The sequence below is a fragment of the Mammaliicoccus lentus genome, assembly GCF_002902755.1.
Taxonomy (GTDB): domain Bacteria; phylum Bacillota; class Bacilli; order Staphylococcales; family Staphylococcaceae; genus Mammaliicoccus; species Mammaliicoccus lentus.
In genome coordinates, this window is the sequence record NZ_PPRS01000006.1 from 113,612 (window position 1) to 138,468 (window position 24,857).

Sequence of the window (24,857 nt, forward strand, 5' to 3'; positions counted from 1 at the left end):
TATCTTCCCTCTTCTATTTGTACATTATTTATTAGAACGAATCCATTCTTTAAATGAATCACGATCTTTAGTATTTATAACTTGGTCTTTTTTGACCCATCCTTTTTGTGCAGTACCGACGCCATATTTCATAAAATCAAAGTGATCGATATGATGAGCGTCTGTATTAATAGTAATCATTAAATCAGGATGTTTTTTTAATACTTCTGCATTTAAATCCAATCTTTGTGGATTTGCATTTAATTCTAAAACAGTATTTGTTTTTTTAGCCATCTCAATAAGTTGTTCAATATTAACTTTATAACCATCTCTTCTACCTATAATACGGCCTGTAGGATGAGCTATATGTCTTACATATGGGTTCTCACATGCATTTCTTAACCTATTCATAATTTCTTCTTCAGTTTGATTAAAGCTTTGATGAATGGCAGCAATTACATAATCTAATTCTTTTAATACTTCGTTAGGATAATCTAAAGTACCATCTGGTTTAATATCCATTTCTGTACCACTATAGATATCAATTTCTTTATATTTTTCGTTTAATTGTTTGATTTTTTCATTTTGTTCTAAAAGTCGATCTATAGATAATCCGTTAGCTACTGCAAGGCTTCTAGAATGATCAGTTATACATATGAATTGATAACCTTTCTCTATCGCAGCTTCTATCATCTCTTCTAATTTAAAGGCACCATCACTATAAGTTGTATGCATATGGATATCACCATTGATATCACTTAATTGAACAATATTACTAATATCTTTATCAAATTCTGTACCATCTTCACGCATAGTTGGAGGAACATACGGTACATTGAAGTGATCATAAATAGCTTTTTCATTATCATAAGTAATTATATTACCGTTACTTTCTTCAATACCATATTCACTTACTTTTTCATTTCTTTCTTTAGCCAATTGCCTAATTCTTATATTATGATCTTTTGAACCTGTAAAATGTTGCAAAGTATGGTAGAAAGCTTCAGGCTTAATCATTCTGAAGTCTACACCTATTACATCATCTTCAATTAATATATCTAATGAGACTTTAGTTTTACCTACAGCAATTTGTTCTTGTATGTCTGGGAATTGTAAAAGCGCTTGTTGAACATCCATCTCATTTTCAGTAGAAATAATATAGTCTAAATCTTTGCTCGTTTCTTTCATTCTTCTAAAACTACCCGCAACATGATATTCAATTATGCCGTCAATATCATCTAAAAAGCGATTAATCACTTCGTGTGCTTTAATCATTGTATTGATTGGATAACGTTCAGGTCTTTGTCCTAGAACTTTAGCTTCTTCTAGTAACTTCTGTTCCGTTTTTTTAGCAAAACCTGGTAAAGCTGAGACTTCATTATTTTCACAAGCTTTTATTAAATCTTCTTTATTTTTTATATTTAATTCTTTGTATAATTTTGCGACTTTTTTACTGCCAAGACCTGGAATTTTTAAAAGCGGAATCAAGCCTTCTGGTATTTCTTCTTTAAGTTCATCTAAATAACTTTGTTTACCTGTTTCTAAATATTCATTAATTACATCTCCAACACCTTTACCTATTCCTTTCAGTGTTGTGACATCGTCAATTTCTTGTATCGTTCTTTCATCAGTTTCTAAGGATTGACTAGCTTTTCTATATGCTGATACTTTAAAAGGATTCTCCCCTTTAATTTCCATATATACTGCAATTGTCTCAAGCATTTTCACTATATCTTTTTTCGTTAACATATCTATTCCTCCGTAAAAAAAGTCATAGGTTGGCCCATGACTTAGTTCAATATGATTCAATTAATTTGAAAGCCAATTTACTAACAAATCAGATAAGAATGGTGTTTTTGTTAATACAAGATTCCCTACAGAAGATTGGTGTAAAGCTTCTATAAACATAGGTATAGGTATCACTGCAACAGTAGCAAGTATTATAATCACGATAATATATGTTTCTATAAAACCAAGTACCATAGCAAAGTATTGCGCATACTTACCACCGAATTCCATTTGATGATAAAAATCAAATACAGTAGAAATTACTTGTAAAATTATTTTAGTCAAAACAAATAAAATGAGAATTGCCATAATATTATAAAATGCATCCTCATTATTAATATTTTTAAATATTGCATTAGTACCTTCAGTAGATGCACTTGGATAAGGAAGTAAAAGATGTAATTGCTTACTAAATGGCGCATAGCAAATTACTGCTACTACAAGTGCAGAAATTGTACTTATAGCATGTAAAGACTCTAATACCAAACTTCTTCTATAACCAATGATGACACCTAATATTAAACATATAATAACTAGTAATGTAATCATTCTAAATTTCCTTTATTTTTTAATTGTTTTATTTCTTCTTGGAGCTTTTCATTCTCTTCTTCCAATTTAACATACTCGTGCATCACATTTACAGCAGTGAGAACTGATTTACGTGTTGTATCCAACCCAGCATTTAATTGACCCAATGCTTTAATCTTCTCATCTACTCTACCAGCTACATAACGAATATGAGATGGATCGTCTTCTCCAATTATTGTATAATGTTGATCATTTATAACTACTGTTACTCTGTTTTTGTTTTCACTCATTATACTACCCCTGTTCAAATTATAAATGGATTATTCTATACTTAATCATAATATATTATACATGACATATGTTCATTTGTGTATGATAATCCACTAACTTCCCAATAGAATATTCGTTTTAACCAAAAAATTATGATAACCTTAACTAAGAAAATATATTAAAGGCAGGATATACATTGTGGGAAATATCGTTAAAGTAATAGACACGCAAACCATCAATCATTTAATTAATCAATATAACATGGAAACAACTGGTCTTCCTAATGGTACCATTGCACGAAAAAAAATTAAAAGTACTCAAGTACAAATTTATCGTTCTAAAAAAATTATGTTTCAAGGTAAAGATGCAGAACAAGTAGCTTCACAACTACTTGGAATTAAAATCGAATCATCTCAACCCCAAAAAACTAGTACATCTAATAAAGTTTATAATTTCGACAAGCATAATACTATAGGCAGCGATGAGGCAGGCAGTGGTGATTATTTTGGGCCATTAACAGTTTGTGCAGCTTATGTTTCCAAGAAAAATGCAGAAATTTTAAAAACTATAGGTGTTATGGATTCTAAATCACTGACTGATGCTAAAATTGTACAGTTAGCAGAGCAAATCATTGAAATTTGTCCACATTCGCTCATAGTTCTTGATAATGATAACTATAATAAAAAGCAACTTGACGGTTGGAGTCAAGTAAAAATGAAAGCTGTATTACATAACCAAGCAATTACTAATGTTATATCACGTATAGATGAAAATGAATTAGAACAGATTGTCATTGACCAGTTTGTTCAAGCTAGTACATATGAACGCTATACAGCAAGCCCTATGCCTAGAAAAGATATTACATTTTTTGAAACAAAAGGTGAATCAAAATCAATTGCTATAGCTGCAGCAAGCATTATCGCTAGATATGCTTTCGTAAAACATATGGATAAAATCGCGAAAGATTTAAATATGATTATACCTAAAGGCGCTAGTAGTAAAGTCGATTTAGAAGCTGCTAAAATCGCTCAGAGATATGATATGCACCAACTCGATAAAATTTCGAAAAAACATTTTAAAAATAGAGAAAAAGTTTTAGATTTAATTAACCGTAAAAGGAGAAATTAATATGCTGCTCATAACTATAGGTTGGCAAGTTATCTTAGCCATTCTTATTATGTGTTATTTAATATGGTTTATCGGAAAACAAATTACAAAAATGAGTAAACGTAAAAAGAAATAATAATTCTCATGTAAACATTCAATATTATAAATATCGAAATGAAAAACGCCAATCCGTGAATTGTAAACTCATGGATTGGCGTTTTTGTTTTGTTAATTATGATCTCAACGTGGCACCTTGTTGTTCTAGTGCTTTTAGTATTTGATTGTGTACAGCTGTAACTTTTTCTTCAGTTAGTGTGTCATTTACATCTAAGTAATCTATACGGATAGCTACTGATTTCTTGCCTTCTTCCATATGTTCACCTTCATAAACGTCAAATACTTCTGTATGATTTAAGATTTCTTCACCATTTTCATCAATAGTATTAATTAATGAAGAAGCTGAAACTTCAGTACCTACAACTAAAGCAACATCTCTTGATACACCTGGGAATCTTGGTATAGGTGCATATTCAATTTTACCTACTGGATGCTCTAATATTCTAGTGAAGTTTAGTTCAAAAACATACGTACGGTCTAAATCATTTTCTTTCTCTACAGTTGGATGCAGCTCTGCAATTAAGCCGATTACTTCATCATCTAATTTTACATATGCTGTTCTACCTGGGTGTAATAAATCTACTTTAGTAGTTTCAAATGTAAAACGTACATTTAATTGTTCTGCAATACGTTCCACGATGCCTTTTACTAAATAAAAGTCTACTGGTTCATCTTTTTGTTGCCAACGGTTACCTGAATATTGTCCTGTTAGTATTCCACTTAAGAACTCCACTTCAGTTGGCAACTCATCTTGACCATTACCATAAAAGACTTTACCTAATTCATATAATGCTACATTTTTATTCTTTCTAGCAACGTTATAACGTGTTGCATCAATCAATCTTGGTAATATGCTTTGACGTAAAGCAGCTTGATCTTCACTCATAGGCATCATCAACTCAACGACATCATGTTGATTGATTGTAAATTGAGTAGCTATATCTTTACTCACTAAAGAGTATGTTATCGCTTGGTCTAAACCTGCACCTTCTAGAATTTCTTTTACTTTACGTGTTTTTAGTTGATTATCTGTTAAATAACCTGCTGTAGCATTTTCAAAGTTTGGTAAAGTTGATGGCAATTGGTCGTAACCGTATATTCTCGCTACTTCTTCGATTAAATCAGCTTTAATTGTAATATCATTACGTCTTGAAGGAACAGTTACTTCAAAGTCTTCACGTGTAATATTAGTAGTGAAACCTAAACGATTGAAAATTGTATCAATCTCGTCTGTCGATAAATTAAATCCAATTAACTCATTCACATCGTGTGTTGAAATACTGATTACTTTAGAAGTTGCAGGTAAAGTTCCGTCCGATACAACTTCGTTTAACACTTTTGCTCCTGCGATTTCTTGTAATAAATAAGCTGCTCTATTTAATGCCTCAAGTACTCTTTCACTTGCAACACCTTTTTCGAATCGATTTGATGCTTCACTACGTAGACCTAATCTTCTAGATGTTTGACGAATATTAGTTGCATTGAATAATGCACTTTCAATTACAACGTTCACAGTGTTTTCTGTTACTTCAGAAAAATCTCCACCCATCACACCAGCTATTGCGATTGGTTCTTTACCGTTAGTAATTACAATGTCCGAAGTTTTTAAAGTTCTTTCAACATCATCAAGTGTTGTCATTTTTTCTTCCTCTTTAGCATAACGAGCAACAATTTCTTTAGAACCAATTTGATCTTGATCAAACATATGAAGTGGTTGACCGTATTCAAGCAATACATAGTTTGAAACATCAACTACATTATTGATTGGACGAATACCTGATTTCATTAATCTTGATTGTAGCCAAGTTGGTGATGGTTCTATCGTGACATTTTTAACTATTCTAGCTGAATAAAACGGCACCGCTTCTGTATCTTCAACAGTAATTGATAGTTCATCAGAAGCTTTTGCAGTGGTTTCATTAACGTTTGTATTTGGATACTTAATATCTTGATCATACAAAGCACTAACTTCATGTGCAGCACCTAGCATACTTAAGCAGTCAGCTCTATTAGGTGTTAAATCAAAGTCCATTACTTGATCATCTAATAATAAAGCTTCTAACGCATCATTTCCTGGTGTTGGCTCATTTGAAAATACATAAATACCGTCTGCATACTTTTTAGGTAAGACGTTTTGATCCATACCAATTTCTTGTAGAGAACAAATCATGCCTTCAGAAACTTCGCCTCTTAATTTAGCTCTTTTAATTTTAACCCCGCCAGGCAATCTTCCACCGACTTTAACAACAATAACATGTTGGCCTTCATCGACATTTGGTGCACCACAAACAATTTGTACATGTTCTTCTTCGCCAACATCTACTTTACAAATATTTAATTTATCTGCTTCTGGATGTTTTTCTTTAGAAACGACGTGACCTACGACTAATTTCTTAATATCTTTACTATAGTCCGTAATGCTATCTACTTCTATACCACTTCTTGTTATTTTTTCTGCTAGTTCTTCAATACCAGCATCTATTTTTATAAATTCATTTAACCATTCTTTACTTACTAACATTACGCTTCACCACCATCTTCTACAGGCTTAAATTGTTCTATAAATCTCACATCATTAGTATAGAAGTGTCTTATATCCTCAATTCCATATTTCAACATAGCTAATCTATCTGGCCCTAATCCGAATGCAAATCCAGAATATTTATTTGAGTCAAACCCAGCCATTTCTAATACGTTAGGATGTACCATACCTGAACCTAATACTTCTATCCAACCAGTTTGTTTACACACATTACATCCTTTACCTTTACATTTAAAACAGGATACGTCTACTTCAACTGAAGGTTCTGTAAATGGGAAGAAGCTTGGTCTTAAACGTATTTCTCTATCTTTACCAAATAATTTACGTACTAATAGTTCTAGAGTACCTTTTAAATCACTCATTTTAATGTTCTCTGCAACTACTAATCCTTCGATTTGAGTAAATTGATGACTATGTGTTGCATCATCAGAATCTCGTCTATAAACTTTACCTGGACAAATAATTTTTACTGGACCTTTACCATTTCTTTTTTCTAAAGTTCTAGCTTGAACTGGAGATGTGTGTGTACGCAATAAAACTTCTTCTGAAATATAGAAAGTATCTTGCATATCTCTCGCTGGATGTGATTTAGGTAAATTTAAAGCTTCAAAGTTATAATAGTCCGATTCAACTTCATAACCTTCAACGATTTCATATCCTAATCCAATAAATAAATCTTCTAAATCTTCGTTAATTTTAGTCAGAGGATGTTTTGCTCCTAATGCCACTTTTCTACCAGGCAAAGTTACATCTATTGTTTCATTCTCTAGTTGTTCATTTAACGCTTCTTCTTCTAATAATTCTCTTTTAGATTCAATTTCAACTTCAACAGCGTTACGTACTTCGTTAACTAATTGACCAAATTCTGGTCTTTCTTCTTTAGGTAAATCTTTCATTTCTTTCATCAAACTTGTAATAACGCCTTTTTTACCTAAGTAATTTACTTTAACATCTTGTAATGATCTTTCAGCTTTAGCTTCGTTTATGCGAACAAGCGCTTCTTGTCTTAAATCTGAAAGTTTCTCGCGTAATGACATATATATCCTCCTATTTAGTCGAAAAAAAGACTTCCACCCCTCAATAATAGAGGGACGAAAGTCTTCCGTGGTACCACCCAAATTTATACATACTCATGCATACACTTATATGTTGATAACGGATCTACATTCCGACTTAAATTTCTTTAAGTTGCCAAAAGGATGAAAAAAATTAAGTCACAACATAGGATTTTTCAGTCACGAATCCATTCCCTTTCATGCGCGAACATTAATTTACGTCCTTTTATTAGCTCATATTGATTATGAAATCATTATATAAAATTATACATGAATGGTCAACCTCTCAAGTGATAGAGTAAAATACCACTAGATACAGCTACATTTAAGCTTTCAGCTTGGCCATATATAGGTATATTTAAGTTCTGGAATGTTTCCTGCAATAATGATTCATCAACACCACTGCCTTCATTACCCATAATTAAAGCAAAATTGTCTTGTTTTTCAACAGTGTTATATGGCACTGCGTTTTGTAAACTCGTTCCAAATACTTTGCCATCAAATGATTGTATAAATGTTAATAAATTTTCTTCAATGATTGGCAAATGGAACACGCTACCTTGTGATGCTCTTAACACCTTATCTTGATAAGGGTCTGCACTGCCTTTAGAATAAATAACTGCATCCATACCAGACGCATCTGCATTACGAATAAGTGCCCCCATGTTTCCAGGATCTTGTACTCTATCTAAAATAAGCACTTGTTTAAAAACATCTGCTTCGTAATTCGGAATATCAACAACAGCGAATATACCTTGTGGTGTAGTTGTGTCCGACAATGCTTCAGCTACTTTAAAATTTATAATATAAGCATTTTCCGCATAATCTATAATTTGTTCATCTAATCTTGAAAAATCTACTGATAATAAAGAATTTATTTTTAGTTGACTGCGAAATGCTTCTTCAACTAAATGATAACCTTCAATAAGAAATTGCCCTTGTTTTATTCTGTCTTTCTTTTTCTTTAATTTATTAATTTGTTTTATTTTATTATTTTGTGCTGAAGTGATTTCTTCCATATAATCTCCTCGTGTTTACGTAATCTTATGTATCTATTATATATGATAACCACATATTTTCATATAAATAAAAAAACGCCCTTAAAAAGGACGTTGTAATATAACTTATTATTTAGAAACGACTTCTTTACCTTTGTATGATCCACATGCTTTACATACACGGTGAGATAATTTCATTTCTCCACAGTTAGAACATTCTACCATGCCTGGTACTGAGATTTTGAAATGAGTACGACGTTTTCTTTTAGCTGCTTTTGAAGTTCTTCTTTTTGGAACTGCCATGTTTAATTCCTCCTTAAATTTTATAAACACTAGTTCGATTATTTTTCATCATCGAAGAATTGTTGTAATTTTTGAAGTCTTGGATCAACTTTACGTTCACTATCTTCTTGATCTGAAGTTTCAGTTGATTCAATTTGATCTTCGCCAATAACTTCCCAACCATTGCCTGCCATTGAAATATCTTCACTACCTTCAGAAAATACGCGTTGTGGCTTTTCTAAAATAACGAGTTCTTCGATAATCGGTAATAAATTAATCATACCGCCTTCGACTTTATGTCTAAGACCGTCTTCTTCTTCATCACCATCGCTAAACTCATCTAATTCGAATATTTCCGTTGAAGTAGTATCAAATGGTAGATCTACTGGCTTTAAAGTACGGGCACATGGTAACGTCAATACACCGCTAATGTCAAGATTGACAATTATCTCATGCATTCGCACTTGTACGTCTCCTGTTACTTTTATTGGAGATATATCGATAAGTTCATCTACTCGTTCAGTAAGATATTTCATATCGATTTCTTTATCAAAAGTAAATGGTTCGTCTTGGTATTTATTAAGTTGTGTTATTGACCACTTCATCTAGGTTCACCTCTTACAAACACAAAAATTATTGTAACCTTAACGACAACGTTTGTCAAGATTTTTTCTTAACATTCATTATCTGATACAATACTAATGATGAAGTGAAATGAGGGGAATTGCAAATGAAAAGTGTTGCTTTAATTACAGAGTATAATCCGTTTCATAATGGCCATGTTTATCATGCTGAACTATCTAAAAACATAACAAACAGCGATGTATCAGTCGCTGTTATGAGTGGATCGTTTACGATGCGAGGAGAACCAGCAATTTTGAATAAATTTCAACGTGCTAAAATGGCTGTTCAATATGTAGATTTAGTAGTGGAATTACCACTTATTTATGCAATATCTTCCGGAGAACTTTTTGCTCAAGGTGGTGTTGATATAGCAGAACAATTTAAATGTAATTATTTATCTTTTGGTAGCGAGTCAGGAAACGTTAATGATATTAAAGAGACTATTAGTCAAATTGAAGATATAAAAAATGATATACGATATAAGGAAATGATTAAAGAAGGAAAATCTCACCCTAGAATCATCTCTGAATTAATTCAAGATTCAAAGTTATTATCAGGCTCTAATAATTTATTGGCTATAGAATACGTCAGACACATAATAAACAACGACCTTAATATCGAACCAGTGACTATACAACGAAAAGACAACTTATTTCTAGATTCAAGCTTAAATCAACGCTCACACATTTCCAGTGCAACCTCAATAAGAAATGCATACTTTTCAAATGATGAGCAATATAAACTAAGTTTACCTGAATTTAGCTCTAACTTATTAAGTTCACATAAAGGTGTAAACTGGGATGATTTTTTCCCATTATTAAAATGGACTATTTTGAGATCAAGTACAAAAGAATTACAAGAAATTTATATGATGACTGAAGGGTTAGAATATAAACTAAAGAAAGAAATAGAAGATAGTCAGACTTTCGATGAATTCGTATCGCGCATTAAATCAAAAAGATATACTTGGACGCGTATTCAAAGATTACTAACTGCTACATTACTCAACATCAAAAATATAGATGTAAACTCTTATAAACCACAAGCAATTCGTGTATTAGCAATGTCCGAACAAGGTAGAAAATACATTAAAGAAATACAAGAGTCATGCCCATTACCAATTATTACTAATGTTAACAAAAAGTCTGCTCCGTATTTTGAACATGAGATTAAAGCCACATCTTTATACCAGTATGTATCTGGAGAATCAGAAACAGACTTTAATCAACATGTTTATATAAAAAAATAGTGAAACTTATTTAATGGAAATAAACTTCGTGCTTTAGTATATATCGCACGAAGTTTATTTGTTGTTCTCTCGTTTTTCTTTTAAAGCTTTATTTACATTGGCGGGAACAAACTCCGAAACATCTCTATCGTATTGCGCTACTTCTTTTACAACACTAGAACTAATAAATGAATACTTATTATTAGTCATCATATATAATGTTTCTATATCATCATCTAATTTTTTATTCATAGATGTTAATTGCATTTCATATTCGAAATCACTCACAGCTCTCAATCCTCGAACAATTGTTGTCGCATTGATTTCCCTACAAAAATCAACGAGTAAGCCGTGGAATGTATGTACTACGATATTAGGTACATCTTCTACCGCTTCTTTTATTAATGCCACTCTTTCTTCATTTGTAAATAAACCTTTTTTCGAAGAATTTTTTAATACCGAGACATGTACTTCATCAAATATTTTAGCGCTTCTTTTTATAATATCTATATGTCCTAAAGTAATTGGATCGAAACTACCTGGGACTACTGCTATTTTTTTAGACATCGTTCTCTCCTTTTGTCAGCAACATAACATGTGTAAGACCATATTCATACTTTTTAAAGATTTCAAACTGACGTGTATTTATATTTTCTGATTTATCAAATTCACAAACAATTGTACCATTAGCACTTAATAAATTAAATTCTTCAATTTTTTCTAATGATTTATTTATAAGGTCTTTATTATAAGGTGGATCTAAAAATATATAATCAAATTGAATTTCTCTTTTATTCAATGCTTTTAAAGCTCTAATAGCATCATTTTTATACACTTCATACTCTGAAGATGGGATTTTGAGTAAATCCAAGTTTTCTTTTATCATTTTTGTCGCTTTAAAATTGCCATCTACAAAAATAACTTTGTTTAATCCTCTTGATAATGCTTCAATACCTAACCCACCACTTCCTGCAAACAAATCTAAGCCAAGCCCGTCAACGTCTTGTAAACTATTGAAGATACTTTCTTTTACTTTATCGGTAGTTGGTCTTGTAGATTGGCCTTCAATTGTATTTATATGTAACCTTTTATATTTTCCACCAATAACTCTCAATTGAATCAACTCTTTCTTTATTTTAAATTATTAACTATACTAATTATATATTATATGAAAACGAGGTTTACCATATGAAGCAATCATTTATTGTCATTGGACATGGATTAACGGATTTATTTGAATTTCAAACAATCATTGAATACAATCACGAACGTATTTCTGATATTTTGATGCTCCACACGCCTTTATCTGAGGAGAAGCTATCAACAGCTTGCATAATTATGAAACCGACTAAAGAGAACCATTTTCAAGCTATCTATACAATATTAGAAGGCATAAGATATCCGTATCCAGAATCTAACAAAAAATTCGATTTAATTAATCAATGGGCAAATGAATATGACATAAAAGTAAAAGGTCTAGACGTAAAGTCACGGTCTGAATTCGCAGAAGATGAACTTTACTTCACTTACTTAAAAGGTGTATTAAGACTAGAACGTTACTTGCCACCGTTACAATAAATTAAAAGTTCAAATATTCTTTTTTCTCAACATTTTTATTTGAATAATCTCTCTTAACACTCTTAAATGGTGACACTTTCACATCTTTAACATATTTTAATTTCATTAGATGTTGGATAGTGTCATCTATTTTATCTTCATTTGTATAAAGCATGACATATTGTTCTTTTTTATGAGAATAATAAATATTCCCGAATTTACGTAATTGTCTTTCATGTTTCATATTTTTTAAATAGACAATAATACTAATGCGCTCTACTAGCTCCATGACAATATCTCCCTTCATGTTTTATTTTTATATTAGCATTTTATATATGATGTTGAAAGAAGATAATCTTGCACTCATAACTTACATGCTTTTATATCACATACCAATTTGATAGAATATATATAAGTCTTTAATTGCATTTCGAAAGGATTGGATAAAATGTCAAAAATTAATTTAATGAAAGCAACAGGTCTTATCGGAGGCATAGCTGCAGGTTCTTGGCTTATTACAAAAGCTACTAGTGAAGTTAGACCTCGCAAAATCAAACCATTCTTTACTCAACCAGCACCTTATATTTTCGCTCATCGAGGTGGGATGGCTTTAAGACCAGAACATACCCGTCTAGCTTTTGACCATGCATTAAAATACAATGTAACTGGTTTTGAAATTGATGTTCGTTTAACAAAAGATGAAGTCTTAGTTGTTACACATGACGAAACGGTAGATCGAACAAGTAATGGTTCTGGCTTAGTAGCTGATCACACTTTAGAAGAGTTACGTCAGTTTGACTTTGGATATCACTATAAAGATATCAACCATGAACATCCTTATAGAGGCGATGAAAAAGCCAAAATCGTTACGCTTAAAGAATTATTAACAAAATACCAAGATGTGTTAGTAAACATCGATATCAAGGACCATCCTGAATCTTATGCTGGAAGTTTAGCACCTTCACACTTATTCCGATTAATATCAGAATTAAAAGTTGAAGATCGTGTAAATATTACAAGTTTTTATGATGAACAAATAGAAAGATTTAATTTATACGCTCAAGATACTATTTCATTAGGTACAGGACAAAACGAAGTAACAAAAGCATATACTGCTTATCATTCTGGTTATGGACATGTTTACCAACCTAAAACTGATACATTCCAAATTCCTGTAAATGCAAAAGGTCTTCCACTTGATTCAGAAGGCTTTATTCAATATTTAACTTCACTGAATATTGCCGTTGGTTATTGGGTTATTAATCAAATAGATATTATGGATGACTTAATTCAAAAAGGTGCACATACTATCGTTACAGATAGACCAGATACAGCGCACTTTTTAATTAAAAAACAATATTAAACATAAAACAGTCCGAGACATTTATATATGTCTCGGACTGTTTTATTAAGAACAACCGCATGAACCGCCTGTTGAACATCCTCCACCGTGACTCTCACTAGTAAAGAATGGATTACCTGTATCTACTTTAACATTGTTTGATATAGAATAAGATACAATGCTTACAACTTCATCCAATAAATTCTGTAATTCTGTTTCTTTAGTTTTAAAGTTGGAAACGACTGGGTGCATTTCGTATTCTCTCTTCTGCTGTCTTGTTTCTTTCATTACTCTATTATAATCAGGATGATATCTTCCAAACCTTAAACAATCATCATAGTGTGACTTGATTTGATCAAATTTCTTTCTTAAAATCTTTACTTCTAAATCTGTTTCTAATTTATATTTAGCTTCTCGATAAGCTTGGTAAATTTCTGATTCCATAATACAAGCACTTAGTTCATCGGATTGATCTAAAATATTAGCTGTTTCAACTGTGAACATCCCAATGACCTCCTTATTATTTATTATCTTTGAAGACAAGTGAATAATATTCTCGAGAATTACCTGCACCAAATTCATCGTATTGACTTCCAAGTAATTTCTCTCTATAACTGTTGTTGTTCAACCAACTATTAACAAGTGTTGGCATATCATAAAAATTATATGCTAAGTTTTGGTTGATAGCGTTATATTCAATTTTTTTATCATTGATATGTTTCATTATACCATCTTCTAAAGTTTTTACAGCCTCTTCTTCATCAACGTCACTATCAATCAAATCCGCTTCCATTTGAGTAATATAAGTTAATTGATCATTTATATCTAAAGGTGTTATTCCTTTTAATTCTCTATACTCATTTACAATTTCTAATAAAGTTAAATCTTTATTAATATGTGTTTGGAAATCTTGTTGATCTGCACGTTTTAATTTTTTATCTTTATTTGAAACTTTAGACATAGAAAATGGCGCTTGCTCAACAATAATGTCTGAATCCATAAATTGAACACCCATAACCTCATTTGTTTCGCTATCAATTAATACCTGTGCATAAACATCACCATATTTAACTAATAATTGAGTTTTGATGTCCCTTTCTGATAATTCAATTTGATAATCACCATACGAACTATTTATGTTTGGTTCCATATCTATGTTAGTACCATTAAATAATTTAGTAGCATCTTGTTTAATTTTAATTGGTGATACATCTACTTTTTCACCAGTTGCAAAAACAGATGACACTTTATTATTTTTGGTTGAAACTAAATAATAATGTTCCTTATTTTTAAAGACATAATTCTTTCTATCGTGCTCTGCCTTATATACCCTATCTGGTTGACCTAAATCTTTAATGACATCATCTATACTACCATAGACATAAGTCCCTACGCCCTCTTTCAGCTTAGCATTACCTGTGGACTTTTCAGCTTGTTTTTCATAGTAATTTTCACTTGCTTTATCATGTGAGTAGTTTGGGTTCTTTAAGACATCAAATTCTAATTTAGGAGAATAGAATAAATAAAAGAGTACAATGATTAAAATAGCGATTGCTATTACTTTAATGATAATATTCTTCAACTATTTACCTCCTCTTTTTACTCCTAATAATGATTATATCATTTTACAGTAAAGTTTTTAGTTAAATCAATTGAAATGTGAATATTTATGTTAAATTTAAATGTACATTGCAACATTGAAGCTTTTATCATAAAATAAACTTAAAGGTACTTAGAGGGAGGAAAATTACATGGTATTTGATAATACAGGTCTTGAAAAGGTTATCATCGAACAAGAACTATTGCAAGATGTTATGAATAAACATGGTTTTGTTGCAGGCGGACACTGGGACTATGAACGTATTACTTATGATTTTAAATATGAATTAAGTGAAGGCATATATTATTTAAGAGTTCCAAGTTATGCACTTAAAGGGGACGTTGGTGCAAAAAGTGCAACACTCCAATTGATGGATCCTTATTTAGGTAAACATTATTATCCAACTGGCGTTGAGTACGGTGATGATGAAGTTTATCCAGATAACTTAGTTGCTCATTGCAACTTACTAATTGAACGAATTACGTCAGATATTAAAGCTTTAAACACATTAAGTACACAATAGAAAACAACTTTGAACAGTAAATTAAGAGACGTGATTTTTTCACGTCTCTTAATTTATATCTACATCTAAAATTGAGAGGTACATTTATGAAAAAATGGATTAATAAACGGAATATAAGTATATTTATCATCGCAATATTAACAATTTTATTTATTTATTTTATCATCCCGATTTCTATACCTTTAATCACAGCGTTCATTATAGCGCTAGCTTTTAACCCACTCATTAAAAGACTAACTAACAAGATTAATAGTCGTAAATGGAGCGTTATAATTATATATACATCCCTACCAACAATAAGCGGGTTCATAATCTATTTATTTTTAACAAAACTAATAGACCAAATTGTACTATTCATTAAAGATTTACCTAATAAAATAAATAAATTAATAAAAGTAATCGAACAATATAACGACAAAATGAAAGCAGTATTACCTGATGAAATGGCAACTACCATTAACAAAGAATTACAAAATTTTGTCGCGTCTATGAGAGATTCTATTTCTCATTATTTTAGTGTTGAAAATATTACTGAAGTCGTTTCCTCCTTACCAGGATTCATAATTAGTCTAGTTGTCTTTCTCGTTGCATTATTTTTATTTATGCTAGAAATACCTAATATTCACAAATTCATAAAGAAGCATTTATACCCAAATACTTATACTCAAGTTATAACAATCTATAATAAAATAAGTCATTCAATACTTGGTATGATTACAGCCACAGTTATACTAAGTTTTATTACTTGGGTATTCACATATATAGGACTATTAATTATAGGTGTAGATTCTGCATTCATTATAAGTTTATTAATCTGGTTTATAGATATATTACCTATTGTAGGTGCTACAGGATTTACAATACCATGGGCAGCATACGCTTATATTGTAGGTGACCCTACTCTTGGCATACAACTCATTATTCTATCCATTGTACTACTCGTCCAAAGAAAAGTACTGGAACCTAAAATATTTGGTACAGGTGTTGGATTAACTCCTTTACCAACACTTATTTCTATGTTTATAGGATTAAAATTAATGGGATTCCTAGGATTCTTTATCGGCCCACTCATTTTAATTGTTATAAAAACAATATTAGAATCCGGTTTAATAAAAACAGACTTTAAAATATAAATTATAAAAGAGTGGGAAAGAAATCTCATTTTATTAAAAAGATTTCGTAGTCCCACCCCCGCAATGATGACTAGGTTAAAAAATTCGATATAAGTGCATTTTCACCCTAGTCAGCTACTGCCATTATAATGAATGAGGCTGAGACATGTATTTATGTCCCAGCCTCTTTGTTTTAATGGATTTATTGCTTAATCCCTTTTAGTTTACATATCAATATTCAATTTCTAGACTTATACTAAATTTAAGAACCAAGTATTGCTTTAATCATTGATGTCGTTTCTCCACCATGATAGAAAACATATAATAATAGATATACAGCTACGCCTGTAATTGCTGTAGAGAACCATATAATGGATGTTACTGGTCCAAATTTTCGATGAAGATCTAATTTATCTTTTAAGCCAAGATAAATTGTAATAATCCCCATGATTGCTCCAATCGTAGCTAAAGTAATATGGAATATTAAAAATAAAGTGTAGTAAATTTTAATATTGTCTGGACCACCAAAAGAGGTATTTCCAATAAATATTGTTCTACTAGCATAAATAGTAAAGAAAATTACTGCTGCTACTGCTGCTGAAAGCATGAATTTTTTATGTGTTTCAATTTTTCTTTGTGCAATAAAATACCAGCCAATAGCTACTAAAATTGCGCTCAATACTATAAATGTTGTACTAATTGTTGGTAATATAGGTAAATTCATGTTTTTACATCCTATCTAAATTGATTGTATAACGCTTTTTGTTCTTCTAATTTTCTTAAGCTATCTTCTGTAATTTGACTTTCATTTTTGCGTTCATATCTGAACCATCTTACAAAGATAACGTATAAATAAATACCAAATACAATTTCTTGCATCACCTTCATAATAACCCCACCAGTTTGTTGGTCTTCTAATGGTGAGAAGTTTGTAAAGTATTCAGGCCCTGAAATACCAGCCCCTTGAACAACACTGTTTAAAGTATCTGCTGGTACACATAGAGTCATAGCTCCTAACCATGCTTCTCCTGAAGTATATGTGTCATACATAGCACTATTACTAAATATAATTAAACCACATGACGGTGTCAATAGAACGCCTATAAAGAATATATATAGAATCTTTTTGATGTTAGTCATATGCTGTGCATCTGGTATATGCTTGTTGAAAATTGGATGCCACATAAACCAAGCACTTATAAATAGCAAAATAGTATACATGTCATGTAAAACGATATTTTGCTTTAATGTATCTAAAACAAGTGGAATATGATAGACAGAGAACAACCCGTTAAATAAGAAAATAGCTAACAAAGGCTTCGTAAATAAACTTACAATTTTATTTACTACAGGTAATTCTTCCACATATTTCACAATATACTCAGGTATTGCATAAAACATTAATGGTGCAATAATTAAAAATAATATGGCCATTTGAAGCATATGGAAACTAAAAATAATATGTGATAGTAAATCTATTGGCCCACCTTCAAGTAGATAGATTGCTAACATAAGTACAACAAATAATGTTGCTTCACCCTTTTTTAAAGGTCTTCCCCCTGGAATATCTTTATACCATTTACCACAAATCAAAAAGTATAAGATAATTACACATAATACGCCTATAAAAAAGAATGGTGTCCAATTCGCCCAAAAACCAAACATTGATATTGAAGTTAAACCACCCATCTTTAATACACTTCCTCATTAAGTCATTATCTTTATTATATGATTTAATAACCGCTTAAACAACCCAACTCAAAAATTAGTTATGACAATGATATGACCAATATAATACTTTTTACTATAAAATAAAGACCCAAAACTTATATAACAAAGTTTTGGGTCTTTAAATATTATTTATTTTTAACGAAAATAGGATCGCCTATCCAAACAATATAAATGAATGTTACAACGAATGATAATCCAAAGAATAAACCTACAACCATAAACAGTTTAGATACACCATGTTTTTCAGCTTTCATATGCATGAAATAATAGAATTGTAATACTACTTGAAGTACAGCTAATCCTAGTATTACAGGGATAACAAATTCTTTTGGTAATTCTGCAGCTACTAAAGCGAAGGCAACAAATGTAACAAAAATCATTATTGCAAAGTTAGTAACTTGCATACGCATTTCTTGAGTACTTTTACGTCTCTTGTATGATCTTAGCGCTTCTGCGTCATGATTAACTTGTTGATTCATATTATCCTAACGCTCCCATCAAGTATACTACTGTGAAGATGAACACCCATACTACGTCAATAAAGTGCCAATACAAAGCAGCAGTATTAAATTTGTGTGCATTATAAATACTTAATCCTCTTGCTCTGTTTCTAAGTACAAGTGCTGTTAACCACACTAAACCAATTATTACGTGGAAACCGTGTGTTCCTACTAAGAAATAGAATGCGCTACCGAAAGCACTTGAACGGAATGTATGACCTTGTTGAACATACTCAACAAACTCATAAATTTCTAAACCTAAGAAACCTAAACCTAAAAGGACAGTAATACCAATCCAGATAAATACACCTTTAGCATTAAAGTTTCTTAAATGATACAAAGCATAAACACTAGTTAATGAAGACGTTAATAATAACATCGTCATTACGAACGCTAATGGAAGATGGAACAAATCTTTAGCTAATAAGTGATCTTCACTTGGCACAGCATCTTTCAAAGCTAAGTAGGTTGCGAATAATGAAGCGAATAATGCGACCTCACCACCAAGGAATACCCAAAAACCAACTATTTTATTCTTACCTTCCATTGATGCTGTTTCAGGATGATCTGGCCAATTTTCAGCTGTAAATTTTACTTCTTCATGTGCCATTAACGCTCACCCCTTTCATACTCAATTAACTCTTGTTTAGTTATATGATGACCGTGGTCATCTTTAAGTGATCTGTAAATCATGCTGCCTGCAGTAATTGCCAGACCGAAGATTAACACGTAAACTGCCCATGGTTTTTCGTTTAATCCTTTTACTGCTTCTAATGCCCATTCTTTACCATCAGCAAAGTACATTGCACCAAATGCAGCTACGAATAAACCGAAAGCTTGTAAAAATGGTATGAATGAGTTGTTAGGCATGTGAATATCATCCAATGATTCAGCAGGTAATATTTTTCCATCGCCTTGTTTTTTCTCAATCCAAAGAGCATCTAAACCACGAACTAAAGGTACTTGCGCAAAATTATAATGTGGTGTCGGAAGTGGTAAAGCCCATTCTAGTGTACGTCCGTCGCCCCAAGGATCTCTTCCAACTTTTTCACCTTTAGCTAATGTCGTAATAACGTTTATTGTTTCAACAATTACAGCGATTGCCATTAGCAAAGCACCTATTGAAGAAACTAAGTTAGGAATATCATATCCTTGTCCTGGTAAGTATGTAAATACTCGACGAGGCATTCCCCATAGTCCTAAGAAGTGCTGAATTAAGAATGTTAAGTGGAACCCAGTGAAGAAGAACCAGAATCCAATTTTACCTAATGTTTCATTTAACATCTTTCCAGCTATTAATGGGAACCAATAGTGTAAAGCTGCTAATATGGCAAACACGACACCACCAACAATTACGTAGTGGAAGTGAGCAACAATAAAGTATGAGTCATGTAATTGATAGTCAGCAGGAGCTGATGCTTGCATGACACCTGTTACCCCACCCATAACGAATGATGGAATAAAGAATAATGCATATAGCATTGGCGTTGTAAATTCAACACTACCACCCCAAACAGTTAATAGCCAGTTGAATATTTTAACACCGGTTGGTACGGCAATTGCCATTGTTGCAACTGCGAATATAGCGTTAGCTACTGGTCCTAGGCCTACTGTAAACATATGGTGAGCCCAAACCATGAATCCTAAGAAACCGATTAAAACAGTAGCAAATACCATTGCAGAATAACCGAATAAACGTTTCCTAGCAAATACAGGTATAATCTCTGAGAATATACCGAAAGCTGGTAATACTAAAATATATACTTCTGGGTGTCCAAATATCCAGAATAAATGTTCCCAAATTATTGTGTTACCACCTTGTGAAGCAATAAAGAATGACGTTCCAAACATTCTATCGAATATTAATAAGAATATACCGATAGTTAACGGTGGGAATGCGAATACGATTAATGTTGAAGCAACAAATGTTGTCCATGTCATTAGTGGCATACGCATATATGTCATGCCAGGCGCTCTCATATTAACAATTGTAGCAACAAAGTTAATACCAGCGATTAAAGTACCTGCACCAGAAATTTGAAGTCCTAGTGCATAGAAGTTAATACCATGTCCTGCAGATTCAAGTGACAAACTTGCATAAGATGTCCAACCTGCATCTGGAGCTCCACCTAAAATCCATGATAAGTTTAAGAATATTCCTCCAAATAAGAATAGCCAGAAACCTAATGCATTTAAGAATGGAAACGCAACATCTCGAGCACCAATTTGTAATGGAACAACTGCGTTCATATAACCGAATAGTAATGGCATTGCGGCCAAGAATATCATAGTTGTACCGTGCATCGTAATGATTTCATTAAACAGTCCAGCTGAAACAAAGTCGTTCTCTGGCACTGCTAACTGGATACGAATCAACATTGCTTCTATACCACCGATAGCAAAGAATAATCCTCCAGCTAATAAATATAAAATAGCAATTTTTTTGTGGTCGACTGTTGTTAAATAGTCCCAAATAGTCGATCCAAACCCCTTTTTACTTTGAGTAGACACTAGAGTAACCTCCCTTTCAATTCTTACTTATCAACTTTTCGTTCCATTAAGTAGGCAGATAAAGCATCGATATCTTCATCAGAAACTTTATATTGATCAGTCATTTTATTACCAGGCTTAATGCTTTCAGGGTCTTTAATCCATTTTTTAAGGTTCTTTTCATCATGGTCTAAATATCCAGCAATTAGATCACGGTCACCAAAGTTTGTAAGGTTAGGACCTTTAGCTTTCTCACCTGTTGGCGTAACAGCATGACATCCAGCACATGATTTATTAAATACCTTTTCACCTTCTTTAGCTTGACTAGATGTCGCAGCTACAGGTTTCTCAACAGATTTCATATCTTTAACCCATTTATCAAAATCATCTTTAGGTAGAGCTTTAACTTTAAAGTCCATTAAAGCATGTGAAGGTCCACATAACTCAGCACATTTACCGTAGAATAGATTTTTAACTTCTTTTGCTTTATCATTATTAAATTCTAAGTAGAATTTATTAACGCCTTCTACGTTAGTATCTAATTTACCACCAACTGCTGGCACCCAGAATGAGTGTTTTACGTCAGCTGAATGTAATCTGAAGTAAACTTTTTGATCAGTTGGAACAACAAGCTCTTGACTGGTAACAATTTTTTCATTTGGATAACTAAATTCCCACCAATAAAGATTAGCAGTTACATCAATAACAAGCTCTTTACTCTTACCTTTTTCGTCGACTTTATCAATCGCTTTAGTATCACCTAGTGAGAATGTAAGCATCACTGTAGGTATAGCTAAGATAATAAGTAAAATAACAGGAATGATTGTCCATACTAATTCTAATTTGTGATTACCTTCTACGTCTTTAGGAACAAAATCTTCACCTAATTTTTTACGACGGAATTTAATCATCGCAAGTAAGAAAATAATAACGACTACAATAATAACAAGTAACATAATGCCTATTGAAAGCATTAATAAAAAGAATTGTTTATCAGCGACTTCCCCTGCCGGGCGAAGAACTGATAAATGTGGTTGACCACAACCTGCTAGAACAAACAGCAGGGCGATAAGTAAACCGAACATTTTCGTGTTTTTTAAACGTGTCTTCATTCGTTTAACCCCTCTTTCATGCATTCATTCATATTTAATTATATTAATTGTACGACAGTAACAATGACTGTCATAACAAAGAAAATAACAAGGTAATTTAAAGAAAAAACAAACATACTCGTAGCCCATTTTGATTTGTTAATTTCTTTTTTAAATCCAGATAAAGCTAATAGTAACCAAGCTATATTAAGTAATGAAGCAATAACTACAAAAACAGTACCTAATTGCGCCATTAAGAATGGTAAAGGTAATAATAGCACTACCCATAACAACATACTTAAGCGTGTTCTAGTAAAGCTTTTGACTGCTGGTAGCATTGGTATTTTCGCTAAAGCATATTCGTCTTTTCGACGATAAGCTAATGCATAGAAGTGCGCTGGTTGCCAAGCAAATAATACTAAAAATAGCGTCCAAGCAAGTGGACTTAATGTTTGATCAATGCTTGCCCAACCAATCAATGGTGGTATCGCGCCAGGAAAACTACCTATTACAGTATTCCAAACTGTGTGTCTTTTAGACCAAATTGAGTATAAGACAACGTATCCGAAAATCCCCAGTAATCCAATAATACCTGTAGGAATGTTAATCATAAATAATAAGATCTCACCTACTATCATTAAGCCAAAGCTTAATTTAAGTAAATTATTGTTACTAATTCGTCCATTAACAGTTGGTCTTTTTTGTTTAGATGGCATGATGGAGTCGATATCTTGGTCGTAGTAATTATTGATCGCACAAGCGCCACCCATAATGAGTGTAGAACCTACAATCATTAATAACACAACTGGCAAGCTGTGGAAGAAGTTGAAACCACCAAATACAATCGCAAGCCAAGCACCCGCAAACGCAGGTATTAAATTCCCTTGAACAAGTCCCATTTTAATGATGGCTTTAATTTCATATAACGTTAGACGACTTTTATCTATATCTTTTTCGGACGTCACACTATATTGATTTTGTTGCAATTTTGACCCTCCTTCCGTTATCTCTCACATATATATTCAATGATATATGAAAATTGTCACATAATCTATACATTTTTGAAACAAAATTTTGACATTTTTATACTTCCCTAAAATTTGAGTTCATTAAAAAGTCATTATTGTGTAACATTTACAATGGGTATTCATTGTTATACTATAGATATTAGTGTTTAAATTAGAATCGTATTAATATAATAATTATTGTTAATACGTCTTTCTCTTAAATTCTATCATATTTTTTAATATAAATAAGGTTTATTTTAGAATAAAGCCCATTTTATATTAGTTTAAATATGGATTATAATTTTATTAGAGGTGTTCTTATTGTTTAATGACAAATTTTTAAAATGGCTAGCTACATTAGCAACAATTGTTATGCTGTTTGTGCAGTTAGGTGGCGCTTTAGTAACCAAGACTGGTTCTGAAGATGGTTGTGGAAGTTCTTGGCCATTATGTCATGGATCTGTTATACCATCGGACTGGCCAATTGAAACGATAATTGAATTAGCCCATAGAGGTGTATCAGGTTTAGCACTTATTCTTGTCGCTTTATTAGCTATTATTAGTTGGATAAAATTAGGACATATTAAAGAAGTAAGACCTTTATGTATCACAAGTATAGCTTTTATATTATTACAAGCACTTATTGGAGCTGCCGCTGTAATATGGCAACAAAATGATTTTATACTTTCATTACATTTCGGAATATCTTTAATCAGTTTCGCATCCGTCCTATTACTAACACTAATTATTTATGAAGTAGATAAAAAATTCGAAGCAACTAGTTTAGTGATAGATAAACACTTAAAAATACACACGTATGCCGTAACTTTCTTTATATACTTTGTTATTTATTCAGGTGCGCTTGTTAGACATGCTAATGCTAGTCTTTCATGCTTAAGTTGGCCACTGTGTCATAGCGGTAGCACTGGATTACCACAAACATTTTATGAGTGGGTTCAAATGTCTCACCGAGCCCTAGCATTTTTCATATTTATATGGATACTGTATATATTCATTTACGCTTTCAGAAATTATGCTAAATATCGTGTAATTAAGTACGGTTGGACTTTAGCATTTATACTAATTTGCTTACAGGTTACAACAGGAGCGTTGTCTATATTTACAAGAGTTAATATATTTATAGCATTGTTCCATGCATTGTTCATCACAATGTTGTTTGGATTACTATGTTACTTCATAATGTTGATACTTCGTTCTAAACGACGAAATCAATAAATAATAGAATTTGCTTTATATTTTAAGCAAACAAAAAAGCACGTACCTATGAAATGAAGTGAACCCTGTCAAGTAGACAACTAAATAATAAAAATGTCTTTTTGGTCGAATTCATAGCTAAGCTATGGATTTGGCCATTTTTAATGTAAT

General features: G+C 31.9%; 27 protein-coding genes. 7 read left to right on the forward strand and 20 right to left on the reverse strand.

Annotated features, from left to right (window positions below):
• Positions 1 to 24 precede the first annotated feature (24 nt).
• The 3 genes from polX to zapA are packed head-to-tail and all read right to left on the reverse strand — an operon-like array spanning position 25 to position 2,585.
• Entirely contained in the window at positions 25 to 1,728 is a 1,704-nt protein-coding gene (gene polX, locus CD135_RS03380; RefSeq protein WP_064211131.1) for a DNA polymerase/3'-5' exonuclease PolX, read from the reverse strand.
• A gap of 60 nt (positions 1,729 to 1,788) precedes the next feature.
• Positions 1,789 to 2,316, reverse strand: coding sequence for a CvpA family protein (locus CD135_RS03385; RefSeq protein WP_064211130.1), 528 nt, complete (start codon positions 2,314 to 2,316; stop codon positions 1,789 to 1,791).
• Positions 2,313 to 2,585: a cell division protein ZapA gene (gene zapA / locus CD135_RS03390; protein ID WP_017000517.1), complete on the reverse strand. Its 273-nt coding sequence runs from the start codon at positions 2,583 to 2,585 to the stop codon at positions 2,313 to 2,315. The genes CD135_RS03385 and zapA overlap by 4 nt, the downstream gene beginning before the upstream one ends.
• 178 nt (positions 2,586 to 2,763) lie before the next feature.
• Here zapA and rnhC point away from each other — a divergent pair, with 178 nt between their 5' ends.
• Positions 2,764 to 3,693 carry a ribonuclease HIII gene (rnhC, locus tag CD135_RS03395; protein ID WP_017000516.1) on the forward strand — a complete coding sequence of 310 codons (930 nt, stop codon included), beginning with the start codon at positions 2,764 to 2,766 and terminating at the stop codon, positions 3,691 to 3,693.
• Positions 3,694 to 3,904: 211 nt separating this feature from the next.
• Here the strand turns inward: rnhC and pheT are convergent, their stop codons facing one another.
• The 5 genes from pheT to CD135_RS03420 form a co-directional block, all read right to left on the reverse strand.
• The gene (pheT, locus tag CD135_RS03400) at positions 3,905 to 6,310 is read right to left on the reverse strand and encodes a phenylalanine--tRNA ligase subunit beta (RefSeq protein ID WP_103268817.1); all 2,406 of its coding nucleotides are present in this window, start codon (positions 6,308 to 6,310) and stop codon (positions 3,905 to 3,907) included.
• On the reverse strand, positions 6,310 to 7,368 hold the full coding sequence (gene pheS / locus CD135_RS03405) for a phenylalanine--tRNA ligase subunit alpha (RefSeq protein ID WP_064204092.1): 1,059 nt from the start codon (positions 7,366 to 7,368) through the stop codon (positions 6,310 to 6,312). Before pheS ends, pheT begins: the two co-directional genes overlap by 1 nt.
• A 296-nt stretch (positions 7,369 to 7,664) precedes the next feature.
• Complete coding sequence (locus CD135_RS03410; RefSeq protein ID WP_064211129.1) at positions 7,665 to 8,405, reverse strand: TrmH family RNA methyltransferase; 741 nt, start codon at positions 8,403 to 8,405, stop codon at positions 7,665 to 7,667.
• Between the two features lie 108 nt (positions 8,406 to 8,513).
• A complete protein-coding gene (gene rpmF / locus CD135_RS03415; protein WP_017000511.1) occupies positions 8,514 to 8,687 on the reverse strand; it encodes a 50S ribosomal protein L32 in 174 nt (57 codons plus the stop codon).
• A 38-nt stretch (positions 8,688 to 8,725) separates the two neighbouring features.
• Positions 8,726 to 9,271 (reverse strand): YceD family protein, encoded by a 546-nt coding sequence (locus CD135_RS03420; RefSeq protein WP_103268818.1) that lies wholly within the window; start codon positions 9,269 to 9,271, stop codon positions 8,726 to 8,728.
• Positions 9,272 to 9,396: 125 nt separating this feature from the next.
• On the opposite strand from CD135_RS03420, the gene CD135_RS03425 reads away from it, so the two are divergent.
• Positions 9,397 to 10,539, forward strand: a complete 1,143-nt coding sequence (locus CD135_RS03425) for a nucleotidyltransferase (protein WP_017000509.1) — start codon at positions 9,397 to 9,399, stop codon at positions 10,537 to 10,539.
• Between the two features lie 54 nt (positions 10,540 to 10,593).
• Here the strand turns inward: CD135_RS03425 and coaD are convergent, their stop codons facing one another.
• Positions 10,594 to 11,085, reverse strand: coding sequence for a pantetheine-phosphate adenylyltransferase (gene coaD, locus CD135_RS03430; RefSeq protein ID WP_064204094.1), 492 nt, complete (start codon positions 11,083 to 11,085; stop codon positions 10,594 to 10,596).
• A complete protein-coding gene (rsmD, locus tag CD135_RS03435) occupies positions 11,078 to 11,641 on the reverse strand; it encodes a 16S rRNA (guanine(966)-N(2))-methyltransferase RsmD (RefSeq protein ID WP_228064634.1) in 564 nt (187 codons plus the stop codon). The genes coaD and rsmD overlap by 8 nt, the downstream gene beginning before the upstream one ends.
• A 65-nt stretch (positions 11,642 to 11,706) precedes the next feature.
• On the opposite strand from rsmD, the gene CD135_RS03440 reads away from it, so the two are divergent.
• Positions 11,707 to 12,096 carry a DUF7147 family protein gene (locus CD135_RS03440; protein ID WP_017000506.1) on the forward strand — a complete coding sequence of 130 codons (390 nt, stop codon included), beginning with the start codon at positions 11,707 to 11,709 and terminating at the stop codon, positions 12,094 to 12,096.
• 1 nt (position 12,097) lies between these two features.
• On the opposite strand, the gene CD135_RS03445 is transcribed toward CD135_RS03440, so the two are convergent.
• Positions 12,098 to 12,364 (reverse strand): DUF2129 domain-containing protein, encoded by a 267-nt coding sequence (locus CD135_RS03445; RefSeq protein ID WP_017000505.1) that lies wholly within the window; start codon positions 12,362 to 12,364, stop codon positions 12,098 to 12,100.
• Positions 12,365 to 12,523: 159 nt separating this feature from the next.
• Here CD135_RS03445 and CD135_RS03450 point away from each other — a divergent pair, with 159 nt between their 5' ends.
• Positions 12,524 to 13,438, forward strand: a complete 915-nt coding sequence (locus CD135_RS03450) for a glycerophosphodiester phosphodiesterase family protein (RefSeq protein ID WP_103268819.1) — start codon at positions 12,524 to 12,526, stop codon at positions 13,436 to 13,438.
• A gap of 45 nt (positions 13,439 to 13,483) precedes the next feature.
• On the opposite strand, the gene CD135_RS03455 is transcribed toward CD135_RS03450, so the two are convergent.
• Together CD135_RS03455 and CD135_RS03460 are read right to left on the reverse strand one after the other, a co-directional pair.
• Positions 13,484 to 13,921 (reverse strand): YlbF/YmcA family competence regulator, encoded by a 438-nt coding sequence (locus tag CD135_RS03455; protein ID WP_017000503.1) that lies wholly within the window; start codon positions 13,919 to 13,921, stop codon positions 13,484 to 13,486.
• A 16-nt stretch (positions 13,922 to 13,937) separates the two neighbouring features.
• Complete coding sequence (locus tag CD135_RS03460) at positions 13,938 to 14,999, reverse strand: CAP-associated domain-containing protein (RefSeq protein ID WP_017000502.1); 1,062 nt, start codon at positions 14,997 to 14,999, stop codon at positions 13,938 to 13,940.
• A gap of 169 nt (positions 15,000 to 15,168) precedes the next feature.
• Between CD135_RS03460 and CD135_RS03465 the strand changes: the two genes are divergently transcribed.
• Together CD135_RS03465 and ytvI are read left to right on the forward strand one after the other, a co-directional pair.
• A complete protein-coding gene (locus CD135_RS03465) occupies positions 15,169 to 15,540 on the forward strand; it encodes a YugN family protein (protein ID WP_103268820.1) in 372 nt (123 codons plus the stop codon).
• A gap of 86 nt (positions 15,541 to 15,626) precedes the next feature.
• The gene (gene ytvI / locus CD135_RS03470; RefSeq protein WP_103268821.1) at positions 15,627 to 16,673 is read left to right on the forward strand and encodes a sporulation integral membrane protein YtvI; all 1,047 of its coding nucleotides are present in this window, start codon (positions 15,627 to 15,629) and stop codon (positions 16,671 to 16,673) included.
• 241 nt (positions 16,674 to 16,914) lie between these two features.
• On the opposite strand, the gene CD135_RS03475 is transcribed toward ytvI, so the two are convergent.
• The 7 genes from CD135_RS03475 to cyoE form a co-directional block, all read right to left on the reverse strand.
• Positions 16,915 to 17,376, reverse strand: a complete 462-nt coding sequence (locus tag CD135_RS03475) for a DUF420 domain-containing protein (RefSeq protein WP_017001115.1) — start codon at positions 17,374 to 17,376, stop codon at positions 16,915 to 16,917.
• 11 nt (positions 17,377 to 17,387) lie between these two features.
• Entirely contained in the window at positions 17,388 to 18,341 is a 954-nt protein-coding gene (gene ctaG, locus CD135_RS03480; RefSeq protein ID WP_017001116.1) for a cytochrome c oxidase assembly factor CtaG, read from the reverse strand.
• A gap of 167 nt (positions 18,342 to 18,508) precedes the next feature.
• Positions 18,509 to 18,862, reverse strand: a complete 354-nt coding sequence (locus CD135_RS03485) for a cytochrome C oxidase subunit IV family protein (protein ID WP_017001117.1) — start codon at positions 18,860 to 18,862, stop codon at positions 18,509 to 18,511.
• A 1-nt stretch (position 18,863) separates the two neighbouring features.
• Complete coding sequence (locus tag CD135_RS03490) at positions 18,864 to 19,493, reverse strand: cytochrome c oxidase subunit 3 (RefSeq protein WP_017001118.1); 630 nt, start codon at positions 19,491 to 19,493, stop codon at positions 18,864 to 18,866.
• Entirely contained in the window at positions 19,493 to 21,394 is a 1,902-nt protein-coding gene (gene ctaD, locus CD135_RS03495) for a cytochrome c oxidase subunit I (protein ID WP_017001119.1), read from the reverse strand. The genes CD135_RS03490 and ctaD overlap by 1 nt, the downstream gene beginning before the upstream one ends.
• Positions 21,395 to 21,417: 23 nt before the next feature.
• Positions 21,418 to 22,485, reverse strand: coding sequence for a cytochrome c oxidase subunit II (gene coxB, locus CD135_RS03500; protein WP_017001120.1), 1,068 nt, complete (start codon positions 22,483 to 22,485; stop codon positions 21,418 to 21,420).
• 38 nt (positions 22,486 to 22,523) lie between these two features.
• On the reverse strand, positions 22,524 to 23,429 hold the full coding sequence (gene cyoE, locus CD135_RS03505; protein WP_026023743.1) for a heme o synthase: 906 nt from the start codon (positions 23,427 to 23,429) through the stop codon (positions 22,524 to 22,526).
• A gap of 363 nt (positions 23,430 to 23,792) precedes the next feature.
• On the opposite strand from cyoE, the gene CD135_RS03510 reads away from it, so the two are divergent.
• The gene (locus CD135_RS03510) at positions 23,793 to 24,707 is read left to right on the forward strand and encodes a COX15/CtaA family protein (RefSeq protein ID WP_017001122.1); all 915 of its coding nucleotides are present in this window, start codon (positions 23,793 to 23,795) and stop codon (positions 24,705 to 24,707) included.
• Positions 24,708 to 24,857: the final 150 nt, after the last annotated feature.

Coding starts and splice junctions, on each gene's coding strand:
- polX (WP_064211131.1), bottom strand. CDS start 1,728: ATGTTAACGAAAAAAGATATAGTGAAAATGCTTGAGACAATTGCAGTA.
- CD135_RS03385 (WP_064211130.1), bottom strand. CDS start 2,316: ATGATTACATTACTAGTTATTATATGTTTAATATTAGGTGTCATCATT.
- zapA (WP_017000517.1), bottom strand. CDS start 2,585: ATGAGTGAAAACAAAAACAGAGTAACAGTAGTTATAAATGATCAACAT.
- pheT (WP_103268817.1), bottom strand. CDS start 6,310: ATGTTAGTAAGTAAAGAATGGTTAAATGAATTTATAAAAATAGATGCT.
- pheS (WP_064204092.1), bottom strand. CDS start 7,368: ATGTCATTACGCGAGAAACTTTCAGATTTAAGACAAGAAGCGCTTGTT.
- CD135_RS03410 (WP_064211129.1), bottom strand. CDS start 8,405: ATGGAAGAAATCACTTCAGCACAAAATAATAAAATAAAACAAATTAAT.
- rpmF (WP_017000511.1), bottom strand. CDS start 8,687: ATGGCAGTTCCAAAAAGAAGAACTTCAAAAGCAGCTAAAAGAAAACGT.
- CD135_RS03420 (WP_103268818.1), bottom strand. CDS start 9,271: ATGAAGTGGTCAATAACACAACTTAATAAATACCAAGACGAACCATTT.
- CD135_RS03425 (WP_017000509.1), top strand. CDS start 9,397: ATGAAAAGTGTTGCTTTAATTACAGAGTATAATCCGTTTCATAATGGC.
- coaD (WP_064204094.1), bottom strand. CDS start 11,085: ATGTCTAAAAAAATAGCAGTAGTCCCAGGTAGTTTCGATCCAATTACT.
- CD135_RS03440 (WP_017000506.1), top strand. CDS start 11,707: ATGAAGCAATCATTTATTGTCATTGGACATGGATTAACGGATTTATTT.
- CD135_RS03445 (WP_017000505.1), bottom strand. CDS start 12,364: ATGGAGCTAGTAGAGCGCATTAGTATTATTGTCTATTTAAAAAATATG.
- CD135_RS03450 (WP_103268819.1), top strand. CDS start 12,524: ATGTCAAAAATTAATTTAATGAAAGCAACAGGTCTTATCGGAGGCATA.
- CD135_RS03455 (WP_017000503.1), bottom strand. CDS start 13,921: ATGTTCACAGTTGAAACAGCTAATATTTTAGATCAATCCGATGAACTA.
- CD135_RS03465 (WP_103268820.1), top strand. CDS start 15,169: ATGGTATTTGATAATACAGGTCTTGAAAAGGTTATCATCGAACAAGAA.
- ytvI (WP_103268821.1), top strand. CDS start 15,627: ATGAAAAAATGGATTAATAAACGGAATATAAGTATATTTATCATCGCA.
- CD135_RS03475 (WP_017001115.1), bottom strand. CDS start 17,376: ATGAATTTACCTATATTACCAACAATTAGTACAACATTTATAGTATTG.
- ctaG (WP_017001116.1), bottom strand. CDS start 18,341: ATGGGTGGTTTAACTTCAATATCAATGTTTGGTTTTTGGGCGAATTGG.
- CD135_RS03485 (WP_017001117.1), bottom strand. CDS start 18,862: ATGAATCAACAAGTTAATCATGACGCAGAAGCGCTAAGATCATACAAG.
- CD135_RS03490 (WP_017001118.1), bottom strand. CDS start 19,493: ATGGCACATGAAGAAGTAAAATTTACAGCTGAAAATTGGCCAGATCAT.
- coxB (WP_017001120.1), bottom strand. CDS start 22,485: ATGAAGACACGTTTAAAAAACACGAAAATGTTCGGTTTACTTATCGCC.